Genomic DNA, 17,251 nt, shown 5'->3' with positions numbered 1-17,251 from the left:
TAAAAGCATCGCTATTCATCGCTTTAAGCAGTCCGGAATGATTATCGAGTGTTAATCGTTTTAACACCCTATTTAGAACCATCTAAAAGAGGGTTATCAGGATATTATGCTGGCAAGGCAGGGAGTTATTTGCTGTTAAATTAGTTACTTAAGGGGAGTATTGCAGGGTGTGAGTAATGAAATCGTTAAGGTTTCGACGGCAGTAAGGGGGGTTTCTGGCAACCTGGTGTTAACAGTGACAGCGGGATGTTCAGGCTCCGACACCCAATGTAACAAGGGGTTACATAAGAAAGACGAATGAATTAACGGCAGGTTATGCGTTGGCATTATGACTATCGGCAGCCTGAAGAAAAACTTTAGCAAAGTAGTTAAAGAAAGCGGCAGGCAACAGTATGACAGGGTTTTCGGGGTTCTTTGCATATAACAGGCCACTCTTAGCCGCTACTGAGGTCATCGGCAGATAATCGCAGCACCAGGTCGTTAACAGATAGCGGGCGAGTTTTCTGTGAGCTGGGCCGAAAAAAAAGCAGCGATACCCCGATGGTATCGCTGCTTCCATTATTCCCCTAAAGACTCAGGTCAGGCGAGCTTTGGGAAGGTCGCCACTTTGTTAACGGTGCTATGGTCAACACTGCGTGGGTCAATCCGCTCCAGGTCCTTCAGGAAGCTCTCACGCCAGGCGGTAATGTCGTTTTTGCGTAATACCGCCATCATGTCGTTGTAGCGTGAAATCCTTTCAGTACGCGGCATGGTAATCGCCTTATCCAGCGCGGCGGCGACTTCATCACGGTCATAAGGATTCACGATCAGCGCGGAGGTCAGCTCATTGGCCGCCCCGGCAAAGCGTGACAGCACCAGTACACCAGGATCGTCCGGGTCCTGCGCAGCGACATACTCTTTCGCCACCAGATTCATGCCGTCACGCAGCGGTGTCACCAGACCGACATCGGTCAGGCGGAAGATCTTCATCAGCAGGCGACGGTCGAAATGCTGGTTAAGATAATAGAGCGGGGTCCAGCCCAGCGTACCGTACTTACCGTTGATGCGCCCTGCTTCTGTCTCCAGCTGATGCCGGATATCCTGGTATGCCTGCACATCGCCACGCGAGGTTGGTGCGATCTGCGAATAGCGGATTTTGCCGCGATGCTGCGGGTAGTTCTCCAGCAGCGCTTCATAAGCAAGAAAACGCTCCGGCAGCCCTTTTGAATAGTCGAGACGTTCACAGGCAATAATGTTGCGTGCATCGCCCAGCTCTTTCTTCATAGCAGCCATTTTCGGCGGCAGTGGCCCCTCGGCCATCTCTTTAATACTGTCTGGCTCAATCCCGATGGGATAAACCTCAGTCATAAAGGTGTTGCCAAAGGCGCGATGCTTTTTGTCGCCTTTATTCTGCAACTGTGTCAGCTGGCTGACGCTGTCCAGGAACGCCACCCGATCGGATTCAGTCTGGAAGCCCAGCAGGTCATATTCACACAGCATTTCCAGCAGCTCTTTGTGCGGAGGCAGTGCGTTGAAAATTTCAGGCGTCGGGAACGGAATGTGCAGGAAGAAACCGATGCGGTTATTAATACCGGCCCGACGCAGCGCAGCAGCAAACGGTAAAAAGTGATAATCGTGGATCCAGACAATATCATCAGGCTTAATCAGCGGTTTTAAACGCTGCGCCACCGAATCATTGACGTCGCAATACCCTTCCCACGCTTCACGCTGGAACTGCACCAGGTCGAGGCGGTAATGGAAGGCGGGCCAGATAACCGTATTAGAGAACTGGCAATAATAGAGATCGTAATCGTTCTGGCTTAGCGGGAACGAGGCATACTCGATACCCTCATGCTCCTGAACCTTAACGTCTTCAACGTCTTCGCCGGTGAACTCGCTGATTTCACCGTTCCAGCCAAACCATAATCCACCGGTGCTTTTCAGTGCATCGAGAATTCCGACGGCCAGGCCGCCTGCGCTGGTTTTAGACCCATCTGGCATGGCGACACGGTTAGATACAACCACTAAACGACTCATAACCTAAACTCCTTACCGACGTTGTCTTGCTCTAATAGTAATAATGTTCTTTCCAGCCAGCCGTAAACGTCATCGACATCATTGAGTCGATAATCGGCCTGGCTTGATCCTTCGCCAACTTTAACTGAGACGCCCTGCCGTTCATTAACGGCCAGAAAGCCCTTCTCATCCGTCAGATCGTCGCCAATAAAGACTGGCGTACGCCCGGCAAAAGGCGTCTGCTGCATAAAGTCGCTGATTGCCGCGCCTTTATCGATGCCTGCCGGTTTAATCTCAACGACACATTTCCCTGGCTGAAGCGCCAGTCCCGGGAAACGCTTCACTGACTGTTCAGCCAGTCGCAACACATCCTGCTCATGCTGCATCGCCTGGCGGTAATGAAGTGCAAAGGCCATGCCTTTCACCTCAAGCTGAGTACCAGGCCAGCAAGCCATCGCATCCTGCAATTCCTTCCTGAGATTTTGTTCAACCTCAACAGGCAGGCTGATGCGCTGCACATTACCCTCTGCATCACGACGCTCAGCGCCATGCACGCCCGCCGCTGGGCCATGCCACGGCGCAGCCAGTGCATCCAGTTGTTCAATGGGTCTGCCGGAGACCAGCGCCAGTGCGCCCTGAGAAAGCGCAGAGAGTTGTTGAAGTTGTGCGATGACCTGCTCAGGAATAAATACCGCTTCGGGACGGGACTGTATCGCTGCCAGCGTACCGTCGACATCAAAAAAGAAGGCGTACTGCCCGCTGCTTAATGTCGGGTACCTGGCATAGGTGTCTGCCGCTTGGGTCACGTTACTTCTCCTGAAAATCCAATTTAATAAAACATTGAGTTAAAACAAGAATGTCCTGACGCAGTCAGGTCAGCAAGCGGGAAATTCTGATAAAGCGGTGATTGAGGGGTAAAACGCGGTGATTGGATAGGTCACTCTCCTCAAACTTGCAAGCGCATTGCTGACAATACTGGCTAACTGAGAACATCTTCACAATAAGTGTAGTCATTAACAGGGGTTATGCCAGAAATATGCACTTTTCATGCCAGCCGCTGCGGTTAAGTCAGCAGAAAAGCGCCATTCTCACCTGTTCTTTTTTAATAATCGTAGCGGTATCGATCCGCATCACGCTGGAGTGATACCTGTTACGCACTCCATACACATGACATTCTTCAGAGCTTAAGTTTCTTAAGGTATTCCTAATCTGGAAAGCGCACTCTCGTGACACTTTTATTACTCTGGTTCCTGCTCACATGGCGTTTATCCTGAAGAGGCCGCTGATTAGCCGCCTAAGCTTGCTGATTCTGGCTGCGGTTTATATCGCGGTTTTCCTTAATATCGCTTATTACCGTCAGGTGCTGGCGGTCATGCCGCTGAACAACCTGCATACCACGCTGGTGTTTTTATCGATGCCGTTAGTCGCCTTTAGCGTGATTAACATCGTGATTACGCTGGCCTCATTTGTCTGGCTGGACCGGCTGCTGGCCGCCCTGTTTATTCTGCTCTCTGCGTCGGCACAGTTTTTTATTCAGACTTATAACATCGTGGTTGATCGCTCAATGATCACCAACATGATGGATACCACCGCTTCTGAATCCTTTGCGCTGATTACGCCGCAGCTGCTCTTCACCCTGCTCACCTCAGGCGTGCTGATGGCGTTGCTGGTGTTCTGGCCGCGCATAAAACGGCAGCAGTGGCGTGGCGTGCTGGCGCGACTGCTCAGCGTGCTGTTTTCCGCTGCGCTGATCGTGCTGGTCGCCCTGTTCTTCTATAAAGATTACGCTTCGCTGTTCCGCAACAACCACGAGCTGGTTAAAGCGCTCAGCCCGTCGAACAGCATTGCGGCAACGCTCTCCTGGTATAAGCATGAGCAGCTGCAGAATGTGCCGCTGGTGCGCATCGGTGAAGATGCCCATCTGCAGCCCAGCCGCAGCAGCGGTAAGCCGAATCTGACGATTCTGGTGCTGGGAGAGACGTCGCGCGCGCAAAACTTCTCGCTGGGTGGCTACGGTCGTCTGACCAATCCTTTACTGGCGAAAGACGATGTAATCTACTTCCCACACACCACCTCGTGTGGCACAGCGACAGCCGTTTCTGTGCCCTGCATGTTCTCCAACATGCCGCGCGCGCACTATGATGATGTGCTGGCCGCTCATCAGGAGGGACTGCTGGATATTATTCAGCGCGCCGGCATCAGCGTGTTATGGAATGAAAATGATGGAGGCTGCAAAGGAGCCTGTGACCGTGTGCCGCATCAGGACATGACCAGCCTGAACCTGCCCGGCATGTGTATTAATGGTGAATGTTATGACGACGTGCTGTTCCACGGTCTGGACGACTACATCAGCCAGCTGAAAGGTAACGGGGTCATTGTTCTGCACACCATTGGCAGTCATGGCCCGACCTACAGCCATCGCTATCCACCACAGTTCCGTCAGTTTGAACCGACCTGTGACACCAATCAGATTCAGGACTGTTCGCAACAACAGCTGATCAACACCTATGACAACACGCTGGTCAATGTGGATCATATTGTCGATAAGGCAATAAATGTCCTGCGCGCGCATCAGGACCGCTTCACCACCAGCCTGGTCTATCTTTCTGATCACGGCGAATCGCTGGGTGAAAATGGGGCTTACCTGCATGGCCTGCCCTATGCTATTGCCCCGGATACGCAGAAACATGTGCCGATGCTGATCTGGCTTTCTGATGATTATCAGAAACGTTACGCGGTCAATCGCGGCTGTCTGAATAAACTGGCGGCGACAGACGATTTTTCACAGGATAATCTGTTTTCAACCATGCTGGGATTAACCGGCACCGCGACCCACGAATATGTGCCTGCGGATGATATTTTGACGTCGTGTCGGAGCCAACCTTAATGAAGATACTGATTGTTGAAGATGACGCACTGCTGCTGCAGGGCCTGATACTGGCGCTGGAAGGTGAAGGCTATGTCTGCGATGGCGTGACGCGGGTACGGGATGCAGAAGCGCATTTTGCCAGCGGTCTCTATAGTCTGGTCGTGCTGGACCTGGGCTTACCGGATGAAGATGGATTGCACTTCCTGATACGCCTGCGCCGGCAGAAGAAGATGACGCCGGTGCTGATTCTGACCGCGCGCGACACTATCAGCGAGCGCATTGCCGGGCTCGACGCGGGTGCTGATGACTATCTGATCAAGCCGTTTTCGCTGGATGAGCTGCTGGCGCGGATCCGCGCACTGATTCGCCGTCACGTTAATCAGGGCGACAGCCAGGTGAGAGTCGGCGCGCTGGCGCTGGATATGACCCATCGTCAGATCACCCTCAGCGATGTGCTGCTCGATCTGACGCCCAAAGAGTTTGCGATTCTGTCACGACTGATGCTGAAGGCCGGCAATCCGGTTCACCGTGAAATTCTCTACCAGGACATCTATAACTGGGAAACCGAGCCTTCTACAAATACGCTGGAAGTGCATATCCATAACCTGCGCGACAAAATTGGTAAAAGCGCCATTCGTACCGTGCGTGGGTTTGGTTATGCGCTGGTGACGCAGGATGGCGTTCGCGAGGCAACATGATAAATCGTTTCGATCACCGCAGTATGCGCTTTCGCCTGATCCTGACTATTGGTCTGATCCTGCTGGTATTCCAGGTAATCAGCGTGGTCTGGCTGTGGCATGAGAGTAAAGAACAGATTCAGTTTCTGGTGGAAGCGCAGTTACAGAAGCGCAACATGGACAGCCACGTGAAGCGTGAAATCCACGAAGCAGTGGCCAGTCTGGCAGTGCCGAGCCTGGTGATGATTACGCTGACGCTGCTGCTTTGCTATCAGGCGGTGAAATGGATCACCCGACCGCTGTATCAGCTGCAGCGGGAACTGGAGAGCCGCAGCGAAGAGAATCTCGATCCCGTCACCTGTCACAGTCAGGTTCATGAGATCGATGCGGTAACTCAGGCGATAAATCAGCTGGTCGCCCGCCTCAATAGCAGTCTGGAACGCGAACGATTGTTCACCGCCGACGTGGCGCATGAGTTGCGCACGCCGCTGGCAGGATTACGGCTGCATCTGGAGTTAATCGAACGCAACAGCGATGTCAAAGTTCAGCCGCTGGTTCAGCGTCTGGATCAGATGACCCACAGCGTATCGCAGCTGCTGAATCTGGCACGCGCTGGCCAGTCATTTACCTCAGGCACCTATCAGAACGTCGGGCTGATCGAAGATGTGATCCTGCCGATGGAAGCGGAGCTGAGTATCATGCTGGAGGCGCATCAGCAGACGCTGGTGCTGGATCTGCCGCAGGAGCAGTTTGTGCGTGGAGATGCCACCCTGCTGAAGATGCTGCTGCGTAACCTGGTGGAGAACGCCCATCGCTACAGTCCGGATAACAGTACTATCAGCGTGCAGCTGTTGTCTGTTCCACAGCCTATGATGGTGGTGGAAGATGAGGGACCGGGCATTGATGAGAGTAAAAGTGGCGAGCTGAGTAAAGCGTTTATCCGGATGGACAGTCGCTATGGCGGTATCGGACTCGGGCTGAGCATTGTCAGCCGCATCGTCCAGCTACACCGTTTTCAGTTTTTCTTAGAGAACCGTCGCGACCGGAGCGGCTGCCGGGCCGTCATTAAGTTTTAAGCGGTAAACCAGGCAGACAGGAACAGCACAACGGTTGCTGCGGCAATCAGCAGAGCCGCATATTCACTCATCGGGCGTGTCGCAGTGACAGTCAGGGTAGCAGGCGCAGTTTTCATAGCATTATCCTCCGTTAAAGCAGGCAGTATCGCGACTGCATATTAAGGAAACCTTAAGCTCGCGAGGCGGTGGGTGAATATCTCTGCTCTCTCCTGTTTCCCCCGTGAACCTTCCCTTTATGCTCGCTACCCATCCCGTCGCCCCCGCAGGGTGCTCTACACTTAATGGCACCCTTCCGTTATAGGAGCTACGCCATGAGCCAACGCATGCACAAATATGCTTTTCCGGTCAGCAAAGCCCGTAAATATCTTGAGCCCGGTCCGGTATTGCTGCTCAGTTCGCAGTATCAGGATCAGCATGACATCATGACGCTCGGCTGGCACACGGTGCTGGAATTCTCTCCGTCACTGGTCGGCTGCATGATTGCCGGCATGAATCACAGCCACGAGCTGATCCGCAACAGCGGTCAGTGCGTGCTGAATATTCCTTCTGCCTCGCTGATTAATGAAGTGGTAGCGGTCGGCAACAGCCACGGTGACAGTATTGATAAGTTTGAGGCGTTTGGCCTGACGCCGGAACCAGCTCAGGTAGTGGGTGCGCCGATGATTGCCGAATGCTTTGCCAGCTTTGAATGTCAGCTTTATGACGATTCCATGGTCGCCCGCTACAACCTGTTTATTTTTGAGATCGTTAAAGCGCATGTCGCCGGGGAGCCAGAATATCCCGCTACCCTGCACTACACCGGTGAAGGCCGCTTCAGCGTGATGGGCGACAAAATGCTGGATAAGAGCGGAGATTTTAAACCAGAGATGCTCATCTAGTTGAAAGCGCTCTGCTGCGCCCCCATTCACCTCTTTCGACCTGACAGGAGTAAATTATTATGGCAATCGAATACGCAGTTATCGCTGGCGGCTGTTTCTGGTGTACCGAAGCGGTATTTAAAGATGTGATCGGCGTAGAGTCGGTTGAAAGCGGCTATACCGGCGGAGTCCGTCCTAATCCGACCTATGAGCAGGTCTGCAGCGGTGCAACCGGTCATGCTGAAGCGATCCGCATTGGCTTTGACCCGGAGCAGGTCACCTACGGCGATCTGCTGGATATCAGCTTTGTCACGCATGATCCGACCCAGCTTAACCGTCAGGGCAATGATATTGGCACCCAGTATCGTTCCGCCATTTTCCCGGCGAATGCAGAGCAGGAAGCAGAAGCGCGCGCCGCCATTGAACGTGCCCAGGCCGACCATGATGTGCCCGTGGTCACCACGATTGAGCCGTTAAAAGAGTGGTATCCCGCCGAGGCGTATCATCAGGATTACTGGGAAGGTGCAGGCCAGCGCAACGGTTACTGCATGGCAGTCATCCCACCGAAACTGCAGAAGCTGCGCAAGAGCTTCGCTAATCGGGTGAAGAGCTGATTTAGCGTCTGACGGTGCGGCGTCTGGCTGGGAGACAGGCCCGGACGCCGCACCGGGTTATTTCCGTAGTAATGCAGCCCTGAACATGAACCGGTCTGCTTTTATTACTGAGGAATATGGCGCATAAATGGCCGGTTTTAAGCCGCAGTAAATGGATTCGTTCAGAGCTTAAGCGAATAGATCGAAAGAAAAAAATAGTGCTTGACCCTTTTCAGCCGACTCCCTATAGTACCGCCCCGTTGACCCAGCGCGGTCAGCGAAGTAAATGTGGTGAGGTGTCCGAGTGGCTGAAGGAGCACGCCTGGAAAGTGTGTATACGGCAACGTATCGGGGGTTCGAATCCCCCTCTCACCGCCACATTCCGAAGAAGAGCCTGAACAAACGTTCAGGCTTTTTTTTGCATATTGCAAAGTAAGAGGGGGGTGAGAACCCCCGCCGGGGTTCGACAACATGCGCAGCATGTTGGACAGCGGAGCCTGCGACGCTGCCCGCAGGGTGAGCGAAGCGAATCCATCCCCCTCTCACCGCCACATTCCGAAGAAGAGCCTGAACAAACGTTCAGGCTTTTTTTTTGCATATTGCAAAGTAAGAGGGGGTGAGAAGCCCCGCCGGGGTTCGACAGCGGGCGCAGCCCGATGGACAGCGGAGCCTGCGACGCTGCCCGCAGGGTGAGCGAAGCGAATCAATCNGTTGGACAGCGGAGCCTGCGACGCTGCCCGCAGGGTGAGCGAAGCGAATCCATCCCCCTCTCACCGCCACATTCCGAAGAAGAGCCTGAACAAACGTTCAGGCTTTTTTTTTGCATATTGCAAAGTAAGAGGGGGTGAGAAGCCCCGCCGGGGTTCGACAGCGGGCGCAGCCCGATGGACAGCGGAGCCTGCGACGCTGCCCGCAGGGTGAGCGAAGCGAATCAATCCCCCTCTCACCGCCACATTCCGAAGAAGAGCCTGAACTTTTGTTCAGGCTTTTTTTTTGCATATTGCAAAGTAAGAGGGGGTGAGAACCCCCGCCGGGGTTCGACAGCGGGCGCAGCCCGATGGACAGCGGAGCCTGCGACGCTGCCCGCAGGGTGAGCGAAGCGAATCCATCCCCCTCTCACCGCCACATTCCGAAGAAGAGCCTGAACAAACGTTCAGGCTTTTTTTTTGCATATTGCAAAGTAAGAGGGGGTGAGAACCCCCGCCGGGGTTCGACAGCGGGCGCAGCCCGATGGACAGCGGAGCCTGCGACGCTGCCCGCAGGGTGAGCGAAGCGAATCAATCCCCCTCTCACCGCCACATTCCGAAGAAGAGCCTGAACTTTTGTTCAGGCTTTTTTTTTGCATATTGCAAAGTAAGAGGGGGTGAGAACCCCCGCCGGGGTTCGACAGCGGGCGCAGCCCGATGGACAGCGGAGCCTGCGACGCTGCCCGCAGGGTGAGCGAAGCGAATCCATCCCCCTCTCACCGCCACATTCCGAAGAAGAGCCTGAACAAACGTTCAGGCTTTTTTTTGCATATTGCAAAGTAAGAGGGGGTGAGAACCCCCGCAGTGGAAACGATCGCATGCTGAGCGAATTCCTCTCTTCGCTGATGTTCCCTTTCTTTAATTTCCCTATGCTTTGCTCATTATTCTTATTTGAGGCCATTAATTAAATTTACGTAATACCCAAACTGGAAAGTTTAAATTTAATTCTGCGACACATTAAATGACCTGCCTCAAAAAGCACCTGCTATAGCCTGTTACTCTACGCGGCTATAAATTTGCAAAACGCTGATAAAGAACGATGAAAAAAGATGAATTAAAAAAACACCTGCATGAATGCTTACGTCGTGAAGTTATGATAAGTGATAAACCTTTTAGCTGGGCGCGTACGATTCATAAAGCCATTAAGTGTCCGGACAGGCGATTTAATTTCTGGTGGCGGATCGTCTCATTTCTGTACCATTCAGAGAGTAAAACCTCAACGATGCTCGCGAAGAAAATTAATCGTAAATTAATTCAGAAGTACAACACTGAAATCCAGCCCGGCACCCAAATCGGACCGGGACTGACAGTCAGCCACTTCTTATCGGTGGTAATAAATGAATGCACCGTTATTGGCTGTAATTTCAAAATCCGTCAGAACGCAACAATCGGCATCCCCGGCCGCAGAGATAACAGCACACCCGCCCGCATCGTTATTGGCGATAATGTTGAAGTGGGCGCCGGAAGTTGCATCATTGGCGACGCCCTGGTTATAGGCAGCAACGTCACAATCGGCGCGATGTCATTTATCAATAAGAGCATCCCGGACAATAGCCTTGTTTATACCGAAAAAACGCTGATCATCCGCCATAAATAACAGCCAGCGTTATGGTTAAACTGTACGAAAGTTTCCTGCATAACACTATGCAGGGCGTACCCCTGAATGTCAGCCTGCATTATTCCGAAGTCATGGTCAAAACCTTGATGTCTGACTTATCAGCATCAGCCTGTCATTAAATCCGTCAGGCAACACCCCTTGCCTCAGCTTTTTTATATTAAGTCTGCGGTGCGATTATTCACAACGTCACCTGTTTTTCTGACATCCACGCCGTTATAGCGCCCTAACCTAAACAGACAATAAGAAAACCCGGCCGGAGCCGGGTTTGGGCGCTACACTTCTACTCAATCGAACACTAGCTGTACGCGTGCAGGGTGCGCTGACACAGCGCTGAACGCACACAATCCTCTTTGCCGAAGCGCACAATGCCAACCATCTCGTCCTCTTCAAAACGCACCAGCGCGTCCGCGAGACCAGAAGGCACCCCAGCGGGCAAGTCGCACTGGGTAATATCGCCGTTAACAATGACCGTGACGTTTTCGCCCAGTCGGGTCAGGAACATTTTCATCTGCGCGGCGGTCACGTTCTGCGCCTCGTCCAGAATTACCACAGCATTTTCAAAGGTGCGGCCACGCATATAGGCGAAGGGCGCAATCTCTACCTTGGCAATTTCCGGACGCAGACAATATTGCATAAATGATGCGCCAAGACGTTTAACCAGAATGTCATACACCGGGCGGAAATAAGGGGCGAATTTCTCAGAAATATCACCGGGCAGGAATCCCAAATCCTCATCTGCCTGAAGTACCGGGCGCGTAACAATAATCCTGTCGATATCCTTATTAATCAGGGCCTCAGCTGCTTTTGCAGCACTGATCCAGGTTTTACCACATCCGGCCTCACCGGTTGCAAAGATCAGCTGTTTCGTTCCTATGGCATTAAGATAGTGCGCCTGAGCTTCATTACGGGCTTCAATCGGTAGCCGGTCACGCGTATCGCGCGCCATGCCAATTGCATCCAGTCCGCTCATATGCACCAGCGAAGTGACCGACTCTTCTTCACGCTGACGATGACTCCGGGAGTCATTACGAAGCACTCTTCTCGCTTCACGACGCGCTTTGATCACTGCTTTCTGTCTTCCCATAGTGGCACCTTTCAGTTGGTTTCATTTCCCGCGCGAGGCCGGTGGCCCGTTGCGATTACGTGAACGCTTTAGAGGTTTCAGTTGGCTTCCTTTTGAGCCATGACAGGACAGGATAGTGGGTATGCAGCAGCGCAATAGCGTGGCTGAACACCGGATAAAACAGGCTGTGCTAAAACAAAAGAAATGGTTGAAGGAAGGGAGAAATAACGAGGCAGAATTGCCCTCGCGGTCAGGCGCAATTTATTCAGTGACAGTAACGTTCCATAAAAGACTCGACCCATGCGCGAACTCCAGTGTGATACATCGACACATCCGATTACGCCTGTTGAATAAAGTGCATCATTTCGTTGGACCTTTGCAATAGTAATTTTACCTGCTGGCAAAGGAATTGCTAATCACACGTAACTATTTCTTTTAAGGCGAAATGTAAAATTAATAGATTACAGTAACTTAGAATATTTTATATATGCCAGAGAACGGTTTAATCTCAGCGAAAACTCAGTAAGCAAAGCGCTGAAACCGAAAAGGCAGGCGGTCTGGGACAGGCCGCCTGGATGGTTAAAATTTAATCAGACTTCAAGCAATGGCTGCGCTAAATAATGGCTGGCGTCGGGGACACCGGGTAAAACGAAAAAGTAACCGCCGCCAAAAGGCCGGATATATTCTTCCAGCGCTTCCCCGTTCAGGCGCTGCTGCACGGTCAGAAACCCACGTTCCAGATCGTGCTGGTAGCAGACGAACAGCAGCCCCATCTCCAGCTGGCCGGATGCAGAGATACCCGCCGAGTAACTGTAGCCGCGTCGCAGCATCAGGCTGCTGGCCGTCTCAGGTGTGCGAGGGTTGGCAAGACGGATGTGCGCATCCAGTGCAATCACGTCGCCGTCCGGGTCACGGGCGTAATCCGGAACGTCACGCTCATGCTTCATCCCCAGCGGCGCACCGCTCAGCTTCTCGCGTCCAAAGATGGTCTGCTGCTCACCCAGCGGCGTGCGGTCCCACATTTCGACGTGAAAGCGGATAAGCCGCACGGCCTGATAGCTGCCGTTGCGTGCCCAGGCAGGTTCATCCTGGTCCGCGGTCACCCAAAGCAGTTGGTTCATCAGCACAGAATCGTGAGTATCCGGATTCGCGGTGCCATCTTTAAAGCCCAGCAGATTGATCGGCGTCTCCTGCCCCTGACTGCGTGCCGCGTGGTCGGAGATAAAGCCTTCGCGCCGCCAGCGTACACCCAGCAGATCGGGCGTATGCTTGATGATGTCACGCAGGGCATGAATCACTGTGTCCTGGGTGTTGGCGCAGAGCTGTAACAGCAGATCGCCGTGACACTGGCTGGCATCCAGCGAATCATTGGGGAAACGCGTCATCGGCTGCAATTTTTTTGGTTTATGCGGCGCCAGACCAAAGCGTTCGTCAAAGAGCGAGTGCCCGACAGATACGGTAATCGTCAGATTATCCGGCGCGATCGTCGCTCCCAGAATGCCGGAATCCATCGGCGGCAGTTGCGGATTGGTGACCGCAGGTGCCGGACCGCCTTTCGTGAGAAAGGCGATACGCTGGGTCAGCAGCTGAAAGAGACGCTTCAGTTCGGCTTTATCGCTGCTGAGCAGGTCAAACGCCACCAGCATCATTGATGCCTGCTGAGGCGTCGTAATGCCCGCCTGATGCTGACCATAAAACGGTTGCATCTGTTGTCGCGCCTGCGGCGTCACCGTACCTGGCGAAAAGCTGTCAGCGGCAGCGGTGTGGAACGGACAGCCGCCGCCGATGGCCGCCGCCCCGCCAAGCAGACCCAGTCCTTTCAGTAAACGACGACGCGCAGGTTGCGCGTCATCTTCCTTACGACTCATGATTAATCCAGACCCAGAGTGCCACGAAGTAATGAAAGATCTTCCGCCAGCGCGGTGATCGGCCCTTTCAGCGCGTTACGGTCAGCGCTGGTCAGCTTCTCATAGGATTCGAAACCGGTTTGGGTGCGGTACTTGCTCAGGATCGCATCCACTTTTTTGAAGTTGGCGTCAACTTTGGCCAGCAGCTGCGGATTCGCTTTGCTCACCAGCGGTCGCAGCAGCTCAACGATTTTCTGTGCACCATCGACATTGGCCTGGAAATCCCACAGGTCAGTGCGGCTGTAGCGATCTTCCTCGCCGGAAATCTTGCTGGAAGCCACTTCTTCAATCAGACCGGCTGCGCCGCCGACGACTTTGGCTGGCGGGAAGGCCAGTTCGCTGATGCGCACCTGCAAATCTTTTACATCTTTACTCAGCTTATCCGCGTAGTCCGCCATGTCTTTGGTGCTGTTATCAGCAAACAAAGCTTTTTCCAGACGGTGGAAACCGGTGAACTTCGGATCGGCTGATTTCTTCTCGTAGTCATCTTCGCGGGCATCAATGCTGCCGTCGAGATCGGAGAACAGCTCAGCAATGGGCTCAATACGCTCATAGTACTGACGGGTCGGGGCAAACAGCGCTTTGGCTTTTTCCACATCGCCCGCTTTAACTGCGTCCGTAAACGCCTGGGTGCTGCTCACCAGCTGGTTCACCTGCTCCGTCACATAGGCTTTATATTCAGTGATCGGCCCTTCCAGCTGCATACGTGGAGAAGAGCTGACTGTCGCTGCGCCCTCACCCTTTACAATCAGCTTGCCTTTCGGATTGCTCAGCAGGCCACAGGTCATCTCATATTCGCCCGCTTCCAGATTGGCAGTCAGCTTCTGACTGAAGCCCGGCGCAATGTTTTCGCGCTCTTCCACCACCAGCACGCCTTTAAGGATCTCCCACTCCAGCGCTTTCTGGCTGTTGTTTTTAATCAGGAACTGGGTTTTGCCAGCCTTGACCGTCAGGTTCATCGGCTCACACTGCTTGTCATTGACGCTTACGGTAACCTGAGGAACCGCTGCGGTAGCCGATGCGGAGATTGCCAGCAGAGGAAGCAGCAGCGCCTTGCGGCGGAAACGCATTGTCATCTCGATATTCCCTGTTAAGTTGCAGGCGCGGCGGGCGCACCTAAAAAATGTCTGATTACACCGTCGCCGACGCAGCAGGTCGCGCAGGCATAAAGAACAGAATCAGCGCCGGGATCAGATAGACGAAGTAAATCGTCACTTCACTGACGCTTGGCGTCTCCTGATAACCCAGAATGCCTTCCAGCAGCGTGCCGAACAGCGAATGGGTCGATAAGGTATTGCTGAGATCAAAGGCCACATCCTGAAAGCGATTCCACAATCCCGCTTCGTGGAAGGCGCGAATCGCACTGGCTGCAAGGCCCGCCGCGACAAAGAGGATGAAAACGCTGGTCCAGCGGAAGAAATGCGCCATGTTCAGGCGGATACCGCCCCAGTAAAGCAGCATGCCCAGCACCACGGCGGTTGCCAGACCCAGCACCGCGCCGATCGGCGGCGCATAACCGACATCCTGCGTAAAGGCCGCCAGCAGGAAGAACACTGACTCCAGCCCTTCACGCGCCACGGCAAGAAACACCATCAGCACCAGCGCCAGACCGCCCCGGCCTGAACGTTGCAGCGCCTGATCGACCGCCTGCTCAAGCTCGACCCGAATGTTGCGGGCGACTTTGCGCATCCAGAACACCATTGAGGTAAGGATTACCACCGCAATCACCGCCACGATGCCTTCAAACAGCTCCTGCTCTTTTTGCGGGAATTCACCGGTAGTCGCATTGATAAACAGACCCAGGCCCAGACAGAGCGCAGCGGCGATAAACACGCCTGCCCACATCGCCGGAAACCATTGGGTGCGCTGGGTGCGCTTGAGATAGCTGGCTATCAGGCTGACTATCAGCGCGGCTTCAAGCCCTTCCCGCAGCATGATGAGAAACGGAACAAACATCGCCAACCTCTTGAATGTTAAGCAGCGTCAATGAACAGTAAAATCAGGTAAAGTGTAAACGATACCGATTATCATTATCGCTGCGAAAAAAACAAGTTACTGGCGGAGATAATTTCATCCTTGGGTGATTTATCTTTGTAACAAAAAAAGCCCGCTCCTTGCGGGGCGGGCTTTGATGATTAACGCTTCGCTTATTTGGTCTGGAACTCCGCTTCTGCGGCAGCAAAGCGCTGCTGCGCTTCGGCTGAGGGTTCACGTCCCATCAGGCTGAAGACCACAATCGCGATGCTGGCGAAGATGAAGCCAGGGATGATTTCATACAGTCCCAGCCAGCCATACTGTTTCCATACCAGCACGGTCAGGGCACCGATAATCATCCCCGCCAGCGCACCGTTGCGGTTCATACGCTTCCAGCAGACGCCAAACAGCACCACCGGACCAAACGCCGCACCAAAGCCCGCCCAGGCGTAGCTTACCAGGCCCAGCACGCGGTTTTCCGGGTTCGACGCCAGCGCAATCGCAATCAGCGCCACCAGCAGCACCATCAGACGCCCTACCCATACCAGCTCTTTCTGACTGGCATTTTTGCGCAGGAAGCCTTTATAGAGGTCTTCGGTCAGGGCGCTGGAGCAGACCAGCAGCTGACAGCTCAGCGTTGACATCACAGCTGCCAGAATGGCAGACAGCAGAATACCGGCAATCCACGGATTGAAGAGAATGCGCGCCAGCTCGATAAAGACGCGCTCAGCGTTATCATTGACGCCGGTTGCCAGGGTCGGGTTGTTCTGGAACCAGGCAATACCGAAGAAGCCAACGGCCACCGCGCCCGCCAGACAGAGCACCATCCACGTCATACCGATACGGCGTGCGGTGCGGATAGAGCGATGCGAATCTGCCGCCATAAAGCGCGCCAGAATATGCGGCTGTCCAAAGTAGCCCAGACCCCAGCCGAGCAGCGAGATGACCGCGACAAAATTCAGCCCTTTCAGCATATCGAGGTTTTCAAGGCTCTTCGCCTCGATTACCGCCATCGAATCGGACCAGCCACCGACGGCGATAATCACAAATACCGGCGTCAGGATCAGCGCAAAAATCATCAGGCTCGCCTGAACGGTATCGGTCCAGCTCACCGCCAGGAAACCGCCCACCAGGGTATAGAGGATGGTCGCCGCGGCACCCGCCCACAGTGCAGTCTCGTAACTCATCCCAAAGGTGCTTTCAAACAGACGCGCACCGGCTACCACACCTGAGGCGCAATAGATGGTGAAGAACACCAGAATCACAATAGCGGAGATAACGCGCAGGATTTTACTGTGGTCTTCAAAGCGGCAGGTAAAGAAGTCCGGCAGCGTCAGGGCATTGTTATGATGCTCGGTCTGAACACGCAGGCGACCGGCCACGATTTTCCAGTTCAGCCAGGCACCGATCGTCAGACCAATCGCAATCCAGCTCTCAGAGATGCCGGAAATGAAGATGGCACCCGGTAAGCCCATCAGCAACCAGCCACTCATATCGGATGCACCGGCAGAGAGTGCCGTGACCACACTACCCAGACTGCGGCCACCGAGGATGTAATCATCGAAGTTTTTGGTCGAGCGATAAGCCGCAAAACCGATTAATACCATCCCAAGAATATAAACCACAAAGGTCACCAGCATCGGTGTACTTACACTCATCTGTCTCTCCACTTATTATTTGATATCCCAAGGAAATCGCCAGCTACCCGCCTGCCGGAACGGGGCAAAGCGGGTCGATTTTCTTCGTCAGGGCGTCAGTCATTTCCCAGCGGCGCGGTATCCTGCCGGAAAGGCGTTCCGCGCACAATGGATTTAACACAGGCGTTACAGTGATTTCACTAACCGTTTGTGAAAACGTGCTGATAGGTTGCACTCGC

Annotated in this window: 14 protein-coding genes, 1 tRNA gene and 5 other RNA genes; 12 read left to right on the top strand and 8 right to left on the bottom strand. The window is 53.8% G+C overall.

The genetic code is table 11. The features are described from left to right. Window positions 1–313: 313 nt before the first annotated feature. The 3 genes from F3I44_RS11600 to otsB are packed head-to-tail and all read right to left on the bottom strand — an operon-like array spanning window position 314 to window position 2,801. Window positions 314–559, bottom strand: a complete 246-nt coding sequence (locus F3I44_RS11600) for a hypothetical protein (protein ID WP_150015282.1) — start codon at window positions 557–559, stop codon at window positions 314–316. Window positions 560–579: 20 nt separating this feature from the next. Next, window positions 580–2,016: an alpha,alpha-trehalose-phosphate synthase gene (gene otsA, locus F3I44_RS11595; RefSeq protein WP_150015281.1), complete on the bottom strand. Its 1,437-nt coding sequence runs from the start codon at window positions 2,014–2,016 to the stop codon at window positions 580–582. Continuing rightward, complete coding sequence (otsB, locus tag F3I44_RS11590) at window positions 2,013–2,801, bottom strand: trehalose-phosphatase (protein ID WP_150015280.1); 789 nt, start codon at window positions 2,799–2,801, stop codon at window positions 2,013–2,015. Before otsB ends, otsA begins: the two co-directional genes overlap by 4 nt. Before the next feature lie 452 nt (window positions 2,802–3,253). Here otsB and eptA point away from each other — a divergent pair, with 452 nt between their 5' ends. From eptA to F3I44_RS11530, 12 genes are all read left to right on the top strand, one after another. Next, entirely contained in the window at window positions 3,254–4,882 is a 1,629-nt protein-coding gene (gene eptA, locus F3I44_RS11585) for a phosphoethanolamine transferase EptA (RefSeq protein WP_150015279.1), read from the top strand. Further along, window positions 4,882–5,562: a two-component system response regulator PmrA gene (gene pmrA, locus F3I44_RS11580; protein WP_150015278.1), complete on the top strand. Its 681-nt coding sequence runs from the start codon at window positions 4,882–4,884 to the stop codon at window positions 5,560–5,562. The genes eptA and pmrA overlap by 1 nt, the downstream gene beginning before the upstream one ends. Beyond that, window positions 5,559–6,617 (top strand): two-component system sensor histidine kinase PmrB, encoded by a 1,059-nt coding sequence (pmrB, locus tag F3I44_RS11575; protein ID WP_150015277.1) that lies wholly within the window; start codon window positions 5,559–5,561, stop codon window positions 6,615–6,617. Before pmrA ends, pmrB begins: the two co-directional genes overlap by 4 nt. A gap of 311 nt (window positions 6,618–6,928) precedes the next feature. After that, window positions 6,929–7,495, top strand: a complete 567-nt coding sequence (locus F3I44_RS11570; protein ID WP_190285950.1) for a flavin reductase family protein — start codon at window positions 6,929–6,931, stop codon at window positions 7,493–7,495. A 59-nt stretch (window positions 7,496–7,554) separates the two neighbouring features. Beyond that, complete coding sequence (gene msrA / locus F3I44_RS11565) at window positions 7,555–8,088, top strand: peptide-methionine (S)-S-oxide reductase MsrA (protein ID WP_150015276.1); 534 nt, start codon at window positions 7,555–7,557, stop codon at window positions 8,086–8,088. A 269-nt stretch (window positions 8,089–8,357) separates the two neighbouring features. After that, window positions 8,358–8,445 (top strand) — tRNA-Ser (locus tag F3I44_RS11560). Between the two features lie 44 nt (window positions 8,446–8,489). Next, window positions 8,490–8,618: non-coding RNA, RtT sRNA (locus F3I44_RS11555), on the top strand. 273 nt (window positions 8,619–8,891) lie between these two features. Further along, window positions 8,892–9,019, top strand: a non-coding RNA gene (locus tag F3I44_RS11550) — RtT sRNA. A 45-nt stretch (window positions 9,020–9,064) separates the two neighbouring features. Next, a non-coding RNA gene (locus F3I44_RS11545) (RtT sRNA) lies at window positions 9,065–9,192 on the top strand. 45 nt (window positions 9,193–9,237) lie between these two features. After that, window positions 9,238–9,365: non-coding RNA, RtT sRNA (locus F3I44_RS11540), on the top strand. A 45-nt stretch (window positions 9,366–9,410) separates the two neighbouring features. Continuing rightward, window positions 9,411–9,538, top strand: a non-coding RNA gene (locus tag F3I44_RS11535) — RtT sRNA. Between the two features lie 314 nt (window positions 9,539–9,852). Beyond that, window positions 9,853–10,410, top strand: coding sequence for a serine acetyltransferase (locus tag F3I44_RS11530; protein WP_150014920.1), 558 nt, complete (start codon window positions 9,853–9,855; stop codon window positions 10,408–10,410). Between the two features lie 316 nt (window positions 10,411–10,726). Here F3I44_RS11530 and phoH read toward each other — a convergent pair whose 3' ends face one another. The 5 genes from phoH to putP all read right to left on the bottom strand — a co-directional run bounded on the left by phoH (window position 10,727) and on the right by putP (window position 17,033). Further along, on the bottom strand, window positions 10,727–11,515 hold the full coding sequence (gene phoH, locus F3I44_RS11525; protein ID WP_190285949.1) for a phosphate starvation-inducible protein PhoH: 789 nt from the start codon (window positions 11,513–11,515) through the stop codon (window positions 10,727–10,729). A gap of 569 nt (window positions 11,516–12,084) precedes the next feature. Next, on the bottom strand, window positions 12,085–13,362 hold the full coding sequence (gene efeB, locus F3I44_RS11520; RefSeq protein WP_150014914.1) for an iron uptake transporter deferrochelatase/peroxidase subunit: 1,278 nt from the start codon (window positions 13,360–13,362) through the stop codon (window positions 12,085–12,087). A 2-nt stretch (window positions 13,363–13,364) separates the two neighbouring features. Beyond that, entirely contained in the window at window positions 13,365–14,477 is a 1,113-nt protein-coding gene (efeO, locus tag F3I44_RS11515) for an iron uptake system protein EfeO (protein ID WP_150014911.1), read from the bottom strand. A gap of 55 nt (window positions 14,478–14,532) precedes the next feature. After that, the gene (efeU, locus tag F3I44_RS11510) at window positions 14,533–15,357 is read right to left on the bottom strand and encodes an iron uptake transporter permease EfeU (RefSeq protein ID WP_150014908.1); all 825 of its coding nucleotides are present in this window, start codon (window positions 15,355–15,357) and stop codon (window positions 14,533–14,535) included. A gap of 191 nt (window positions 15,358–15,548) precedes the next feature. Continuing rightward, window positions 15,549–17,033, bottom strand: a complete 1,485-nt coding sequence (gene putP, locus F3I44_RS11505) for a sodium/proline symporter PutP (protein ID WP_150014905.1) — start codon at window positions 17,031–17,033, stop codon at window positions 15,549–15,551. Window positions 17,034–17,251 lie beyond the last annotated feature (218 nt).

Source organism: Pantoea sp. F_5 (genome assembly GCF_008631595.1).
GTDB lineage: Bacteria > Pseudomonadota > Gammaproteobacteria > Enterobacterales > Enterobacteriaceae > Pantoea > Pantoea gossypiicola.
This window is presented reverse-complemented; position numbering and strand designations above follow the sequence as displayed.